Annotated in this window: 15 protein-coding genes; 9 read left to right on the top strand and 6 right to left on the bottom strand. The window is 42.6% G+C overall.

The features are described 5' to 3' along the window. Positions 1–216: 216 nt before the first annotated feature. The 5 genes from L3V35_RS12980 (at position 217) to L3V35_RS12960 (ending at position 4,831) form a co-directional block, all read left to right on the top strand. Complete coding sequence (locus L3V35_RS12980; protein ID WP_237300000.1) at positions 217–1,131, top strand: TIGR01777 family oxidoreductase; 915 nt, start codon at positions 217–219, stop codon at positions 1,129–1,131. A 43-nt stretch (positions 1,132–1,174) separates the two neighbouring features. Beyond that, complete coding sequence (locus L3V35_RS12975; protein WP_237299998.1) at positions 1,175–2,002, top strand: SDR family oxidoreductase; 828 nt, start codon at positions 1,175–1,177, stop codon at positions 2,000–2,002. Between the two features lie 394 nt (positions 2,003–2,396). Next, positions 2,397–3,251 (top strand): co-chaperone YbbN, encoded by an 855-nt coding sequence (locus L3V35_RS12970; protein ID WP_054547634.1) that lies wholly within the window; start codon positions 2,397–2,399, stop codon positions 3,249–3,251. A gap of 197 nt (positions 3,252–3,448) precedes the next feature. Next, on the top strand, positions 3,449–4,378 hold the full coding sequence (locus tag L3V35_RS12965; RefSeq protein ID WP_004734251.1) for an SPFH domain-containing protein: 930 nt from the start codon (positions 3,449–3,451) through the stop codon (positions 4,376–4,378). 3 nt (positions 4,379–4,381) lie between these two features. Beyond that, on the top strand, positions 4,382–4,831 hold the full coding sequence (locus L3V35_RS12960) for an NfeD family protein (RefSeq protein ID WP_017079451.1): 450 nt from the start codon (positions 4,382–4,384) through the stop codon (positions 4,829–4,831). 582 nt (positions 4,832–5,413) lie between these two features. On the opposite strand, the gene cueR is transcribed toward L3V35_RS12960, so the two are convergent. The 6 genes from cueR to zipA all read right to left on the bottom strand — a co-directional run bounded on the left by cueR (position 5,414) and on the right by zipA (position 11,636). Then, positions 5,414–5,806: a Cu(I)-responsive transcriptional regulator gene (gene cueR, locus L3V35_RS12955; RefSeq protein ID WP_054547633.1), complete on the bottom strand. Its 393-nt coding sequence runs from the start codon at positions 5,804–5,806 to the stop codon at positions 5,414–5,416. Between the two features lie 123 nt (positions 5,807–5,929). Next, positions 5,930–6,733: a DUF2057 family protein gene (locus L3V35_RS12950; RefSeq protein ID WP_054547632.1), complete on the bottom strand. Its 804-nt coding sequence runs from the start codon at positions 6,731–6,733 to the stop codon at positions 5,930–5,932. A gap of 98 nt (positions 6,734–6,831) precedes the next feature. Then, positions 6,832–7,947: a porin gene (locus L3V35_RS12945; RefSeq protein ID WP_054547631.1), complete on the bottom strand. Its 1,116-nt coding sequence runs from the start codon at positions 7,945–7,947 to the stop codon at positions 6,832–6,834. Next, the gene (locus L3V35_RS12940; RefSeq protein ID WP_054547630.1) at positions 7,928–8,083 is read right to left on the bottom strand and encodes a hypothetical protein; all 156 of its coding nucleotides are present in this window, start codon (positions 8,081–8,083) and stop codon (positions 7,928–7,930) included. The genes L3V35_RS12945 and L3V35_RS12940 overlap by 20 nt, the downstream gene beginning before the upstream one ends. Positions 8,084–8,472: 389 nt before the next feature. Next, on the bottom strand, positions 8,473–10,485 hold the full coding sequence (ligA, locus tag L3V35_RS12935) for an NAD-dependent DNA ligase LigA (RefSeq protein WP_054547629.1): 2,013 nt from the start codon (positions 10,483–10,485) through the stop codon (positions 8,473–8,475). A 92-nt stretch (positions 10,486–10,577) separates the two neighbouring features. Then, positions 10,578–11,636: a cell division protein ZipA gene (gene zipA, locus L3V35_RS12930; RefSeq protein ID WP_054547628.1), complete on the bottom strand. Its 1,059-nt coding sequence runs from the start codon at positions 11,634–11,636 to the stop codon at positions 10,578–10,580. Positions 11,637–11,865: 229 nt separating this feature from the next. On the opposite strand from zipA, the gene cysZ reads away from it, so the two are divergent. The 4 genes from cysZ to ptsI all read left to right on the top strand — a co-directional run bounded on the left by cysZ (position 11,866) and on the right by ptsI (position 16,238). Continuing rightward, complete coding sequence (cysZ, locus tag L3V35_RS12925) at positions 11,866–12,624, top strand: sulfate transporter CysZ (protein ID WP_054547627.1); 759 nt, start codon at positions 11,866–11,868, stop codon at positions 12,622–12,624. Positions 12,625–12,847: 223 nt separating this feature from the next. Continuing rightward, on the top strand, positions 12,848–13,816 hold the full coding sequence (cysK, locus tag L3V35_RS12920; RefSeq protein WP_017079444.1) for a cysteine synthase A: 969 nt from the start codon (positions 12,848–12,850) through the stop codon (positions 13,814–13,816). A gap of 302 nt (positions 13,817–14,118) precedes the next feature. Next, positions 14,119–14,376, top strand: a complete 258-nt coding sequence (locus tag L3V35_RS12915) for an HPr family phosphocarrier protein (protein ID WP_004734263.1) — start codon at positions 14,119–14,121, stop codon at positions 14,374–14,376. A 137-nt stretch (positions 14,377–14,513) separates the two neighbouring features. Next, positions 14,514–16,238, top strand: coding sequence for a phosphoenolpyruvate-protein phosphotransferase PtsI (gene ptsI, locus L3V35_RS12910; protein WP_017079443.1), 1,725 nt, complete (start codon positions 14,514–14,516; stop codon positions 16,236–16,238). Positions 16,239–16,329 lie beyond the last annotated feature (91 nt).

Raw genomic sequence — 16,329 nt, 5'->3', positions numbered from 1 at the left:
ATTACGCAGTTGGTAACATATCCGAGTAAAGTCCATAAGTGTGATAGCGGTATACATCCTAACTTGATGAATTTAATTTCATTCTTTCGTAAATTGATACGGCGTAATTTGGGTATCACACAATTGAAACCAACTGATCGTTATAGTGATTTTTTCGTATTGATTGGCGTTCAAAAACAAGCCATGTCTATAATTATGTTTAATAGGGAGATTGGTATGAAGATATTGTTAACTGGTGGTACGGGATTTATTGGTTCTGAATTGGTCAAAAGCTGGAACACTGACGACGTGACATTATTGACGCGGAGCCCCGAAAAAGCGAAGCAAAACCTAAATCATCTGAACCAGAATAACCTTCATTACATTCAATCTCTTGATGGACTGAGCGATCTCAATGACTTCGATGTAGTGGTCAATCTTGCTGGCGAACCTATCGCTGACAAGCGTTGGAGTGCGGAGCAAAAAGAGAGGATCTGTAACAGCCGCTGGCACATTACTGAAAAACTGGTCGAGTTAATTCATGCCAGCAGCAACCCGCCGAAGGCTTTTATTAGCGGCTCAGCCGTGGGTTACTATGGTGATCAACAGCAACATCCGTTTGACGAATCACTACAAGTAGAAGATGAAAGCTTTCCTCACAAAGTTTGCGCTCATTGGGAAGATATAGCCAAGAGAGCACAATCAGAAAGAACACGCGTGATACTACTGCGAACAGGTATTGTACTTGGTGAAAATGGCGGTGCGCTCAAAAAGATGCTTATGCCGTACAAACTAGGAGTTGGTGGACCGCTAGGTTCAGGCGAGCAATACATGCCTTGGATTCACATGCTGGATATGGTGAGAGCCATCAACCACTTATTGTCGATGCCTCACGCTCAAGGGGAATTTAATATGTGTGCCCCACACCCTGTCACCAACAAACTGTTCAGCAGCACACTCGCCAAGCAACTACGTCGACCTCATTTCTTATTCACGCCTAAATGGGCAATGTCGCTACTCATGGGTGAATCTTCTTGTCTGCTCTTTGACAGCATTCGTTCCAAACCAAAGAAGCTCACTGAAATTGGATTTATCTTTAGTTACTCAAGAATCGAACCTGCTCTGAAAAACTTGTTACAACATCAAGACTAATTCTTTACTCTAGAGAGATAGAGACTCTAATAAAGGATTAAGTGTGAACAAGTCGATTCTTATCACTGGCTGCTCAACGGGTATAGGCTATACATGTGCTCATGCACTGCAAAAACGTGGTTTTAATGTCATTGCATCCTGTCGCCACCCACGAGATGTAAAACGCCTTCAAGATGAAGGCCTCACTTGTATTCAATTAGATCTTTCCAACCAAGAGAGTATCGAGAATGGCGCCAAGCTTGCGATTGCACTCGCACCTAACGGGTTGTATGGGTTATTCAATAACGGCGCTTACGGTCAAGCAGGCGCGCTAGAAGACTTACCGACCCAAGGTCTCAGGGAGCAATTCGAAACCAACTTCTTTGGTTGGCATCATCTTGTTTGTCAGATCCTCCCGCACATGCGCGAACGTGGTGAAGGCCGAATCGTGCAAAACAGTTCCGTATTAGGTTTTGCCGCCATGAAATATCGTGGCGCTTATAATGCGTCAAAGTTCGCTATTGAAGGCTGGACGGATACCTTGCGTTTAGAGCTGCATGGCAGCGGTATACACATCTCGTTACTGCAACCTGGGCCAATTGAGACTCAATTTAGAACCAATGCCCTGAAAGCATTCAATAAATGGATCAACATTTCTGGCAGTGCTCACCAAGACGCCTACCAACAACAAAAAGACCGACTCGAAAATGAGTCATCGAACAACGCTTTTGTTCTGCCACCTGAGAGTTGTATCGAACCTGTATTTCACGCACTTTCGGCCAATAAACCCAAGCTAAGATACCGAGTTACGACCCCGACTAAAGTGTTCGCGGTATTGAAAAGGATTCTGCCGAGTCGCTGGCTAGACCCTATTTTGAGAAAAGCTGCATAATTTTCTAACTTTGAATGCACAGTCGCAAACTTTAATGTAACGATGTAATTTTTCCGTAACAATAAGATGTCATGATTTATCCTATCTCATCAATTACTCCCAATTGGTGAATCTAATCTGGACATTTCATGACTTTAAACCGCCTTAATTGGGTAGGTGTGAGTGTGGCGATTACGTTGTTTATTCTGTTTTGAGTATCTCACGCAATACCTCACTGACCACCTCAATGATTACGCTATGCCTTCTATGTAGAGATAAACATCCTACCAACATCGAAGCATAGCGTTTTTATTTTTGTCTCTTTTTATCTGAGATACTCCAGTTAGATCTTGAAGTTACCGACTTATCCCCCCATATTTGCAACGTATCCATAAACAAACCTCAAGGAACGTAAATGCAATCTCCGCATATTGTTGAACTTAATGAGCAGAACTTTCGTCAAGTATTAGAAGGTTCGATGCAGACCCCTGTACTCATCCAATTTTGGGCACCAATGAGCCAAGAGAGCGCCCAAGTCATTCCTGAACTGCAAACATTAACTCAGCAATACAATGGCGCTTTCACCTTAGCTTTATTGAACTGCGAGCAAGAGCAAGCCATTGCTAGCCAATTTGGGGTTCAAGCACTACCGACCATTGCACTGTTTGTTAACGGTCAGCCTGTCGATGGGCTTGGTGGCCCTCAGAGCTTAGAAGCCATTGTTGAAATGCTAAACAAGCACCTTCCTAGCCAAGATGAACTTGCATTACGTCAAGCTCTAGAGCAAATGCAAGCAGGTGAGCACACACAAGCACTAGCAGCTATGCAGCAACTCCCAGCAGAGCTGACGAATAAAGGTGAAGTAAAACTGGCGATCGCAGAGTGTTTGTTAGAAACGCAACAGTTTGATCTTGCTGAAACTCAGCTAGCCACCATTCCTCTAGAGTACCAAGACAACTACTACAAAGGCTTAGTCGCGAAACTTGAACTTCACAAGCAAGCAGCAGACAGCCCTGAAATACAGGCATTAGAAACCGCTCTGCAGCAAGACCCGAATGACGCTAAGACTGCCTCTGAGTTAGCATTGCAATATCACCAAGTGAACCGCAACGAAGAAGCGATGGAGCTGTTGTGGTCTTTCCTAGCAAAAGATCTAAATACTTGCGATGGCGATATGAAAAAAGAGTTCATGGACATCTTAAGTGCGCTTGGGCAAGGAAACCCAGTTGCCAGTAAGTACCGTCGACAACTGTACTCTCTGCTTTACTAACAAAACCCTAAAATCGTTAGATTGAACATCGAAAACTGACAATTTAATCAATTAGTTTATCGAATTAAATAATATAAAATGGACCATAAAATCAATATTTTATGGCCCATTTCTCGTTTATAAATTTGCTCAGAATTTAAATATGAGCCAGTATCAATAGTGAACTATCAAAAACTTAAACTTGCAAAGGATTTTGTATGGCTATTGATACATTGATTACTATTGGCGTCTTTACTGTCGTCGCACTACTGTTCATTTTCGCTGGTGTCAAAACCGTTCCACAGGGCAATAACTGGACCGTAGAACGCTTTGGCCGCTATACACAGACACTCAAACCAGGCCTAAACCTGATCATTCCATTTATCGATAAAGTCGGACAACGCATCAGTATGATGGAACGAGTTCTCGATATCCCAGCTCAAGAAGTCATCTCCAAAGATAATGCTAATGTCATGATTGATGCAGTTTGCTTCGTACAAGTTATCGATGCACCGAAAGCGGCTTATGAAGTAAATGACCTTGAGCATGCGATCCGTAATTTAACCCTCACCAATATCCGTACTGTGCTTGGCTCTATGGAACTGGATGAAATGCTTAGCCAGCGTGACATGATCAATACCAAGCTGCTAAATATCGTGGATGAAGCAACTAACCCATGGGGCGTAAAAGTTACTCGTATCGAAATCAAAGATGTACAGCCACCAGCTGATCTAACCGCCGCGATGAATGCCCAGATGAAAGCTGAGAGAAACAAACGTGCCGACATTTTATCGGCTGAAGGTGTAAGACAAGCTGAGATCCTAAAAGCGGAAGGTCATAAGCAATCAGAAATCTTAAAAGCGGAAGGTCAAAAGCAAGCAGCAATCCTGCAAGCAGAAGCTCGTGAGCGTGCAGCAGAAGCAGAAGCTAAAGCGACAGAAATGGTCTCGACAGCCATCGCTCAAGGTGACATGCAAGCGGTCAATTACTTTATTGCACAAGGTTACACCGACGCACTGAAGTCTATTGGCCAAGCTGAAAACGGCAAGATAATCATGCTACCACTCGAAGCGACTGGCCTAATGGGTTCTGTTGCAGGTATCGCAGAGATGTTTGCACAAAGCAACGACAAGGGTAGTAAGGACTAACTTATGTTCGAGTTACTAGAGCAAGTAAACCACTGGCATTGGTTAGCATTTGGTCTAGCGCTGCTAGCCCTAGAGCTGGTTGGTACTGCTGGTTACTTTTTGTGGATAGGCATATCTGCCATGTTGGTCGGAGCGCTATTAGGCGCGCTACCAATCGGTTGGCAGATGCAATGGTTGTCCTTTGCGAGTTTTTCACTTATCACCACTTGGTTGTGGTGGAGAAGACAACTATCTAATGACAAGCAGTCAGACGCTGGACGAGAGCTAAATCAAAGAGAAAAACAACTTGTAGGGCAAACTGTTTTTCTTACCGAAGAGGTCAAAAGAGGCAACTGCCGAATTAAGGTAGGAGACTCTTCTTGGTCAGCAAGAGCTAGCCAAGATATTCCATCAGGCACAGAAATTAAGATTGTGGCATTAGACGGAATAATTCTAATAATTCAGCCTTTATAGCTAATTAGCATATTAGGCCTACATTATCGATAAATGTAGGCTTTAATAACTTTAGAGAGCAAAGAACATTCGAATTATCATTGTGATAGATTGAATTGAAAAAAAAATAAGTTCTTATTTCGTAAAGCTAAAAAGTTTGATTGAACTAAAAAGATATAAGAAAGTCAGTTTTCTTATCCAAAATATATATGAATAGTTAACCTTACTCTCCCTTAATTATAATTATTAAAAATGTTAAGCCCGTCCAATTTTTGAAATTTTCTTTTCCTTGTCCATACTTTCAATTATCTCAACTAGAGATAAACCTAATGGAGTTTGTATGAGACATTTTTTAATAATTCTAACGGCTATTTTCAGCTTAACATTCGGAAGCGCTCTGGCGAGCAGTCAGTCTCCAGGTAACGGAAACATGGGGCCTATTGTTAAGTGTTCAGATGGAAACGCGGTCACTCATGTGCCACTTTTAATCTGTAAACACTATGGCGGAAAGGTACTTTGATAGGTAACTAATGTCAGGCAAGTAATATTCTTTTTTGCCTGACACACTATTTGATTGTTAGGCAAGCTTTAAAGAAAAATATGTTATTTTCGGCCTGACAAATTGTTCAAAATTGGGCATTCGTTTGAAGCATCTCCCGGGCAATCATGCACCCAAGACTGTAACTGAGCCTTCATTTTATTTAACTCAGCAAGTTTCAATTCAATTTCATCTAACTTCTGAGTGGCCTTCTTTTTTACTTCGTAGCTTTGTCTGTTTGGGTTCATTGCCAACTCGACAAGCGACTTACACTCATCGAGAGTGAATCCAACCATTTTAGCTCTCAGTACGAACTCTAACTGTTCGATATGAATCTCGCCGTATTGCCTGTAACCATTTTCTGATCGGTGTGGTGGGCTCATCATGCCTTTACTTTCGTAAAAACGAATGGATTTAGCTGTTGTACCAACACGTTTTGCTACTTCACCAATATTCACTCTATTACCTACAATTCAAATTGTTACCTAAAACAAAGAGCGCGACCTAAAACGAAAAACCGCAGTACTGCTGTTATACAATACTGCGGTTGAAAAACATAGCTAGAGACTTACGTTAAAGGCTTACTCTTGCTCTAACAGCCAAATCATAGTTTGAGATTTTTCTTCGCTGTCTAGCTTATTGAACCAATATGAAACCATCTCGATTTCTTTTGAGCCTTCAATTGATGCTGGAGAAGCGTTTTTACGATTTTTGAATGCCCAATCTGTCACTGCAGACTGCTCCTCTTTTGTTGCTTGGCTATACCAGTAGTTAACCATCTCTTGAGCTTGAGAAGCTTTTGGTTCTTCAGCAACAACCGCTGCTACAGGCACCGCGACTGGGGCAACCGCGATCGCAGTATGATTATTCGCACCATTGTAGATCGTGTCTATATACGCTTTCGGCACAATAAAGTTTGTACTCATTGTTGAGTTTTGTCCATCAAGCGTAAACTCTAAATTTTTTTCTCTTGCTTGCTGGATATCAGCGTCGCTTAATGGAAATTTAATATATTGAGTCTTTGTACAGTGCTCGCTGCAACTTTCTCTTGGAACCTGTCTCTCTTCTAGCTCTATCGTCTTGCCGAAAAAGCTTACAGTTTCATATTCTTTATAGCTCTGGAAGTAGCTCACATCCATTATAATTGAAGATTCTGGAGCCGAATTCTGTGTTACTTCTTTGTTGTACGTAAAGTAGAGTGACGATTTCAGGATGTCTGCTCCAACATTCGCTTTACTTTCCGCAACGTAAGATTGCCCAGTTACCTGAATATAACCACCTTTAGGCTGTACATCCGCAACTGAATCTGAAAAATTACTTTTTGAATCGAGTGAACTACAAGCTCCCAAAAATAATGATAATACAACTACACTAACTTTATTCATTATGACTAATTCCTTATGTTCACTATGGAAAAACGCTGGCAAAATAATTTACCAGCGTTTTGATTTTATTTAACTATTTTTAAGCTGATAACTTTAGCTTAGAAACCGTATTCAAGACCAATACGAGTTACGATATCTGATGAAACTGCGCCACGAGTTTTGTCATTAAAACTACGGCTAGCAACACGTAGGTAAGGTACGAAACCATTATGAACAGCCATTAGCTGACCAGAAATAGTATCGCTATCTGTGTTAGCATCCTTAGAACCGTTTGTTTCAGAATCAAGGTTAGCTGCGTAACCTAATTTGAACCCAATTGGACCGTTCCAGTATTGACCAATGATAGAGTAAGAATCTTGAGTCACTTTACGAATACCGTTGTCTAGCTCTTCGCCTTTATATGCTGCAGCGAAACCGAAACCAGCTGGTAGGCTCGCTTCAAAACCAACAATGTATGCAAATGTGTCGTCATCGTAACCAGCAACTTCAGGAGCTTGTACTGGTTTGCCATCCTCATCAAAAGACCAATCACCGCCAGAATCACCAACTACACGTGTACCGGATTCAACTGCACCCATAAATGTTACTTTTTCGAAGCTGTACTTAGCGCTCGCGCCAACAAAATTCGCATCGCGAGTCGCTGCGCCACCGCCATTGTCGTTATCATCACGACCAACAGAAGCTGCAAAAGAGAAACCACCGAATTTTGGCGAATCGTAACGAACTTGGTTCGATTGACGATCGTAGTGACCGTTGATACCGCCCCAATCGAATACAGAACCTAGACCCGGGTTAGAGAATGGCCAGTCGACGATTTCGTATAGCGGCGTAAGAACACGACCCACACGTAGATTACCCCAAGAGCCAGAAGCACCAACGAACGTATCACGGAAACCTAGAACACCACCTGAAACGCCACCGTGAGACCAGTCTGTGCTATCTACGTAGCCAGATTCGATCTGCATTGTAATTGTAAAGTCTTCGAACATATCTTTATGAGCACGGAAGCCGATACGAGATTCGTTTTCAACAACATAACCATCGCTCTTGTCATCTTGATCTGTTGTGTTGTAGTTGACTAGTGAAATAGCTGCAACCCCGTATACGTCAACGTTAAAGTCAGAGTTGATACCAACTTCTTTCGCCATTACGCCTGTCGATAAAAGTGCAACGGATGCACCTAGTAGAGTACGTTTAAAAAATTTGTTTTCCATGGAATAAAACTCCTAAAAATGGATATAGCTGTTTGAATATTTCCCGCCTAAAGTTGGCCGCCGTAGAGAGAAATACCTTTTCTTGTTTGAGAACCCTAAAATCTGAATTCTCTATTTCCTTTCTGGTTATGCACATCATGTGCATCCATGGCATTAAGACTAACTTCGCCCTCAAAAAGATCAATGAGAACTTAATTTTCATCTAAAAAAATATGAGTTGGTGCAAATTTAGTAGGTACTTAGTGATCCAGATCGACAAATTGTAAAGATCATAACCGAAAGCACTAAAATAAATTAATATCAATAACTTACACCGGATGCACCCTTAAAAAAATAGAAGTGACTCGCATTTTCAATACAACTATAACGGCATTTCATTAATGTTGAGCAGCGTCACTGTCCTGATTTTAGAGTTCGTATAGGAACAAAATTCTCAACAATTAAAAAGACATCATTTTTATATCAGAAACAAAAAAGGCACTCCCTTGAAAGGAGTGCCTTTGAGCTTTTTTTATCTGTATTTACTTACGAAATAAGGGCAATTAGATCTTCTTCCGTTCTTATTTCGATACCTAAATCTTGTGCTTTAGTCAGTTTAGAACCAGCGGCTTCACCAGCAAATAAGATATCCGTTTTCTTAGACACGCTACCGGTTACTTTTGCACCTAAAGCCTGCAAAGCGGCTTTCGCTTCACTGCGTCCTAATTTAGACAGTGAGCCCGTCAACACAACCACTTTACCTTCTAACGGCAGCTCTTGGTCATCCGCAACAGCTTCGATTGCAGGCCAGTTAACACCAAGCTCTAGCAACTGCTCGACTACGGCTCTGTTTTTCTCCTGCGAGAAGAAGCTCGTGAGGTGACTTGCGACGATGTCACCAATATCTGACACTTCAACCAGCTGTTCATGGGTTGCTGCTTGAACCAACTCCAGCGTCTTAAAGTGTTGAGCTAAGTTCATAGCCGTCGCTTCGCCCACTTCTCGAATCCCTAGAGAATAAAGAAAACGCGCTAATGTCGTGTCTTTGGCTTTATTAAGCGCACTCACTACATTCTGTGCCGATTTAGGCCCCATACGGTCAAGAACCGTAATAACGCCCGCACTTAACTTAAATAGATCGGCTGGAGTTTCTACCATTTCACGGTCTACAAGCTGCTCGATCACTTTTACGCCAAGACCATCAACATCCAACGCCTTTCTAGACACAAAGTGCTTAAGCGCTTCTTTACGCTGTGCCTGACAGACTAAGCCACCAGTACAACGCGCTACAGCCTCTCCCACAACGCGCTCTACTGCAGAGTTACATACTGGGCAAGCATCAGGGAATACAATGTCTCTAGCGCTATCAGGGCGGCGATCTTGCACAACAGCTACAATCTGAGGAATAACATCACCAGCACGGCGAATGATTACGCTATCTCCGACCTTCACACCTAAACGAGCAATCTCATCAGCGTTGTGCAACGTGGCATTACTTACCGTCACACCACCAACAAAGATAGGTTCTAGTTTAGCCACCGGCGTAATTGCGCCTGTACGACCCACCTGAAACTCAACATCGTTAAGTAATGTAATCTCTTCTTGAGCGGGAAATTTGTATGCAATCGCCCAACGAGGTGCTCGTGCGACAAAGCCGAGAGTTTCTTGTGCGGCAATGTCATCAACCTTAATCACCACCCCATCAATTTCGTAAGCGAGAGCATCACGACGAGTCATGATATCTTGGTAATAGGCTTTCACGTCTTCAAGAGAGCTCAGTTGCTTAGTCTCGGGACACATAGGTAAGCCCCAGCCTTTCAACTGCAAGAAACGTTGATAGTGGCTATTTGAAAGCTCAGCGCCCTCTACAACACCGACACTGTATGCGTAGAAAGCCAAGGGACGTTTAGCTGTAATACGAGAATCTAGCTGACGTAAACTGCCTGCGGCGGCATTACGTGGGTTCACAAAGACCTTCTCGCCTTTCTTCAATGCCAGCTCATTCAATTTGTCGAAGCCCGCTTTTGGCATAAACACTTCGCCACGTACTTCGATACGTTCTGGCCAGCCTTCACCTTGTAATTTAAGCGGAATCGAGCTGATCGTACGCACGTTTTCAGTAATATTTTCGCCAGTAGCGCCATCACCACGCGTCGCTGCCTGTACTAAGGTGCCGTTTACATAGAGTAGGCTTACCGCTAAGCCATCAAGCTTAGGCTCACAACAGAAGGTCTTTAGGTTCGCAGTTGGCGCTCGATCAGACATGCGCTTATTAAACGCATCTAAATCGTCATCAGAGAATGCATTGTCCAGAGAAAGCATTGGGATTTCATGAGCCACTTGCGTAAACCCATCTAAAGGCTGCCCACCGACACGTTGGCTTGGCGAATCCACCGTCACAAGCTCAGGGTTCTCTTCTTCGATTTTTAGCAACTGTTGCATTAATCGATCGTACTCAACATCAGGAACCTCGGGGCTATCTTCTACGTAATAACGAACGGCATGATAGTGCAGAGTTTCTCTTAACTGCTCTAAGGTAACTTGAATCGATTCTTTCATATCATTCTCTGTCGTGATTGAAATATCAAAAAGGGCTCCCTTAGGAGCCCTTTTCTGTAAATATAGATTATTTACAAGGCTAAACAATACGGCTAGGCATTCGTAGCGGTCATAAAATCTCTGATTTGTTTACGGTAGTCAGACAAGCGATTAGGTGTCATTAAGTTACGTGACTCGTCCAAAACGTTTCCGCCCATATCATCAGCAATTTTCTGTGCTGCACTTAGCATTACATTGAAGTTCTGATCAGCTTGACCATAACAAGGCAGCGTCATGAAGAACGAAATACCTTTCGTTGTAAAATCAGCAGGATCATCATGTTCTAGAGTTCCCGGCTGCATCATGTTCGCAATACTAAAAATAACTTTTGGCTCATCGCTAGATTGTGCAAAGCAGTGGTAGATAGACATCTCACCATAAGTTAAGCCGTTGTTCTCCATGCTACGGAAAAGTTCAGTACCCACAAACGGGATCTCTCCAGCACAGTGAACATTGAGAACAATAACTTCTAGGCCAAGCTCTTCATCTAGCTCAGTTTCTTCTATAGGCGCGGTGCTTTGTGAAGCAACGACTTCTTTCTCAACGTCTACTTGAGCAACAAGCGGTTCACTTGGCGTCAGTGCTTTGTTAGGAGCTAGCGGCTCAGTAACGGTATCAGTAGTTTCTTCAAACGAACCATACTGCTCTTTAAAGCCAGCATGGTTTTCTTTTTGTTCGTCAGTCAATTCAAAGTTTGGAACCTCAGGCTCGACAACTTCTTCGATCTCTTCTGGCTCACTTTCGATCTGAACTGGCTCTTCTTTTACACTGAAAGAAGGAAGATCATTCAATTCGATGTCGTCTTCGATAACTTCTTTCGTTTGTGGCGCAGTAAGTGGATCTGAGTCAATCAGCGGATCAGTCTCAGATGGTGAGACTGCAAAATCCGGCTCTTTACGCTCTTTTCGGATTATCTCAAAATCATCTTCTGGGGCGAATGAACGGTTTGGGATCGTTTCTGCTTCATCTAAGCTGTCGTTATCAAGCTTACCAAGCGGCTTATCTCCAAACTTTGCTTTCCCTTCTTTTTTACTCGTCCATAGACCATGGAACAATAATGCGGCGATAGCTAATGCGCCAACAATAATGAGTACAAATCGCAATTCCTGCATTTTTCGCTCTCAGCTTTCTTAGTCGACTAGCTATAAACACGCTGTCACTAAGTTGGGTTAATTTGGCTAATCTCACTACTCTATCAAAAGTAGCCACTGTTTTAGAACAACTTAATACAATTAGTTCCTTACATGGTGTGATTTTCACCACGCTTTTTTTCTTAATTTCGGTCTAGTACACTAGGGATGTTTGCTATTTAACCAAATTCACATGTGACCTAATTTTAATATGACTATTGAATCTGTTCCCCGCTCAGGCTTTGGCTATTTTATTTTCGGAATAAAAATCGCTTTGTCGCCGAGCATTCGTAAGTTTGTTTTACTTCCACTAATCGCTAACGTGTTACTCGTTGGTGGTGCTTTGTTTTATATCTTTTCCAACCTCAACACTTGGATTGAAGGATGGATTGGTGCATTGCCAAGCTTCTTGTCGTGGTTGTCATACATTTTATGGCCGCTACTTGTCATAACCGTCTTGGCCACGTTTTCGTATTTCTTTAGCACGCTCGCTAACTTCATTGCTGCGCCGTTCAATGGATTACTCGCAGAAAAGGTAGAAGAGCTGCTTAGTGGCAAAAAAGTCAATGACGATGGTTTACTTGATGTCCTCAAAGATACGCCACGTATATTAGCGAGAGAATGGCGCAAACTTGTCTACGTTCTGCCAAAAGCGATCGGTTTATTCCTACTTTTGTTAATTCCAGCACTCGGACAAACCGTTGCACCGTTTTTATGGTTCATCTTCACCGCATGGATGCTCGCTATCCAGTACGCTGATTACCCATTTGATAACCATAAAATCAAATTCGATGATATGAGAAACATTTTGAAACAAAAACAAGGTAAGACCTACAGCTTCGGCGCGCTTGTTTCTGTGTTTACGACAATTCCAATTTTAAACCTGATCGTAGTGCCTGTTGCGGTTTGTGGTGCCACAGCCATGTGGGTTGTTGAATTCAAAGAACAAGCATTACACTCTCGTCGATAAACGCCCCCACTTACCTGTCCGCGCCTATCTTTTGAAAATTCAATGACCAGTAAAGATAGGCGTGAACTCTGCTACATATCTATATGATATAACTTTTTAATCCTTTTACCTTTTTTTCAAGTTGTTTAATCTAAATTCAAGCTGAACAAACATCGAAAGACACTAGACGGTAAAGTGATTGATATACTACGTTTAGTTCTGTCATTAAATGAAGGAATATCGCATGAGCAAGATCTACGAAGACAACACCCTAACGATTGGTAACACACCGCTAGTCCGCCTTAACAAAGTAAGCAAGGGTAACGTCCTAGCTAAGATCGAAGCTCGTAACCCAAGCTTCAGTGTTAAGTGTCGTATCGGTTCAAACATGATCTGGGAAGCAGAAAAAGCAGGTACTCTTAAACCAGGTATCGAGCTTGTTGAACCTACCAGTGGTAATACAGGTGTTGCTCTTGCATTCGTAGCAGCCGCTCGCGGTTACAAGCTAACGCTAACTATGCCTGAGTCAATGAGCCTAGAGCGTCGTAAGTTGCTTAAAGCACTAGGTGCAAACTTAGTACTGACTGAAGCACCAAAAGGTATGAACGGCGCGATAGCTAAAGCAGAAGAAATTGTCGCTTCAGACCCAGAAAAGTATCTGCTGCTTCAGCAATTCAACAACCCAGCGAACCCACAAATTCACGAGAAGACAACTGGCCCTGAAATTTGGGAAGCAACAGATGGCGAAATCGATGTATTTGTCGCTGGCGTAGGTACCGGTGGTACGCTTACTGGTACAAGCCGTTACATTAAAGGCGAGAAAGGTAAAGCGATCACTTCTGTAGCGGTTGAACCAGCAGAGTCTCCAGTGATTGCACAAGCGCTTGCTGGCGAAGAAATCAAACCAGCTCCGCACAAAATCCAAGGTATTGGTGCAGGCTTTATCCCTGGAAACCTAGATTTAGACCTTATCGACCGTGTAGAGCCAGTAACTTCTGAAGAAGCGATTGAGATGGCTCAACGCCTGATGAAAGAGGAAGGTATTCTAGCGGGCATCTCATCTGGCGCAGCAGTAGTAGCGGCGAACAGAATCGCGGAACTACCTGAATTTGCAGGAAAAACTATTGTTACCGTACTGCCAAGCTCTGGCGAACGTTACCTAAGTACAGCCCTATTTGCAGGCATCTTTACGGAGAAAGAGAACCAACAATAATATGTGGTCAAATCAATTTTTCGTCCAAAAAAGCCCCGTTTAGGGGCTTTTTTGTTGATCCCTGCCCCACCTTTGGTAATATCGGGTCTGTTTTATTTTTCGCTTCAAAATAAAAGAAGCAATAAACAAATTCTGAAAGTCATGAGTACTCAACAAAAGACGACCATGGCTGGATAAAAATTTATAACCAGTCTAAGTTCTAACACGAACATAGCGTACTAGCCTCTAGCGAACTTACGTTAAAGCAGTTAAGCTGAACTGGTTACAAACTTACAAAAAATAAATTAATTGGGGTATATCAAATGTACGAGAAGCAAGTAGAAATCACAGCAGAAAACGGCCTTCACACACGTCCAGCTGCACAGTTCGTTAAAGAAGCAAAATCTTTCGATGCTGACATCACAGTGACTTCTAACGGCAAAAGCGCTAGCGCTAAAAGCCTGTTCAAACTACAAACTTTAGGCCTAGTAAAAGGTACTAACGTTACTATTTCTGCTGAAGGCCCTCAAGCTCAGCAAGCAGTAGACCACCTAGTTGCTCTTATGGATCAACTACACTAATACGGTCTCCTTCTTTCAAAGCCATTTTGCACAGCAAAGTGGCTTTGTTCGAAATAGATAGCGATAAGCGCGACATTTAGTCGACGACTTAAAGTCACACATTCTCCCGTTTACAGTTGAACAACTAAGGTAAGGCTATGATTTCAGGCATCCTAGCATCTCCTGGTATTGCTTTCGGTAAAGCACTACTACTTCAAGAAGATGAAATTGTCCTAAACACTCAATCTATCTCAGACGATCAAGTTGAAGCAGAAGTTCAGCGTTTTTTTGACGCTCGTAACAAATCTTCTCAACAACTTGAAGTTGTAAAGCAAAAAGCACTTGAAACTTTTGGCGAAGAAAAAGAAGCAATCTTTGAAGGCCATATCATGCTGCTTGAAGATGAAGAGCTAGAAGAAGAGATTTTAGCACTCATCAAGAAAGACAAAATGCACGCAGACAACGCGATCTACACAGTGATCGAAGAGCAAGCTGTTGCACTTGAGTCACTTGATGATGAGTACCTAAAAGAACGTGCGACTGATATCCGTGATATCGGCACTCGCTTCGTTAAAAATGCACTAGGCATTAACATTGTGTCTCTAGCAGATATCAATGAACAAGTTATCCTAGTTGCTTACGACCTAACGCCATCTGAAACTGCACAAATCAACCTAGACTACGTTCTTGGTTTCGCTTGTGACATCGGCGGTCGTACATCTCATACTTCAATCATGGCACGTTCACTTGAGCTTCCAGCTATCGTTGGTACTAACGATATCACTAAGCAAGTTAAGAACGGCGACATGCTTGTGCTAGACGCGATGAACAATAAGATCATCATCAACCCTTCTGACGCTGAATTAGCAGAAGCTAAGAAAATCAAATCTGATTTTGAAGCAGAAGCGGCTGAACTAGCAAAACTTAAAGACCTACCAGCTATCACGCTTGATAACCATCAAGTGGAAGTTTGCGGCAACATCGGTACAGTTAAAGACTGTGACGGTATCCTGCGCAACGGTGGCGAAGGTGTTGGTCTGTACCGTACTGAATTCCTATTCATGGACCGTACAGCACTTCCTACTGAAGAAGAGCAATACGTTGCTTACAAAGAAGTAGCTGAAGCAATGCACGGTGAGTCAGTGATTATCCGTACAATGGATATCGGTGGCGATAAAGATCTTCCATATATGGATCTTCCACAAGAAATGAACCCGTTCCTAGGCTGGCGTGCAGTACGTATCAGCTTGGATCGTCGTGAAATCTTACGTGACCAACTACGCGGCATTCTTCGTGCATCTGCACATGGTAAGCTACGTATCATGTTCCCAATGATCATTTCTATCGAAGAGATCCGTGAACTGAAAAAAGCAATCGAAGAGTACAAAGTTGAACTTCGCGCTGAAGGTCATGCTTTCGATGAAGACATCGAAATTGGCGTAATGGTTGAGACTCCAGCAGCTGCTGCTATCGCACACCACCTTGCTAAAGAAGTGGCTTTCTTCTCTATCGGTACTAACGATCTAACGCAATACACTCTTGCAGTTGACCGTGGTAACGAGATGATTTCTCACCTTTACAACCCACTATCTCCAGCGGTTCTTCTTGTAATCAAGCAAGTAATCGATGCTTCTCATAAAGAAGGCAAGTGGACAGGTATGTGTGGCGAGCTAGCAGGCGATGAGCGTGCAACTCTACTTCTTCTTGGTATGGGTCTAGATGAGTTCTCTATGAGCGGTATCTCTATCCCTAAAGTTAAGAAAGTAATCCGTAACTCTAACTTCGCAGAAGTTAAAGCTATGGCTGACGAAGCACTATCTCTACCTACAGCTGCAGAAATTGAAGCTTGCGTAGAAAAATTCATCGCTGAGAAAACTCAGTAATCACCAAGAGCTTAATAAAGTTAGACGGCTAAAAATAGTCGTCTAATTTGTTAGATTGGTATAGTATATTCTACAGAATAAAACTAAACGT

Origin of the sequence: Vibrio sp. L5-1, from assembly GCF_021728315.1 — a bacterium.
GTDB lineage: Bacteria > Pseudomonadota > Gammaproteobacteria > Enterobacterales > Vibrionaceae > Vibrio > Vibrio splendidus_K.
The sequence above is the reverse complement of the archived record's forward strand: the minus strand, read 5'-3'. Positions and strand labels throughout refer to the sequence as shown.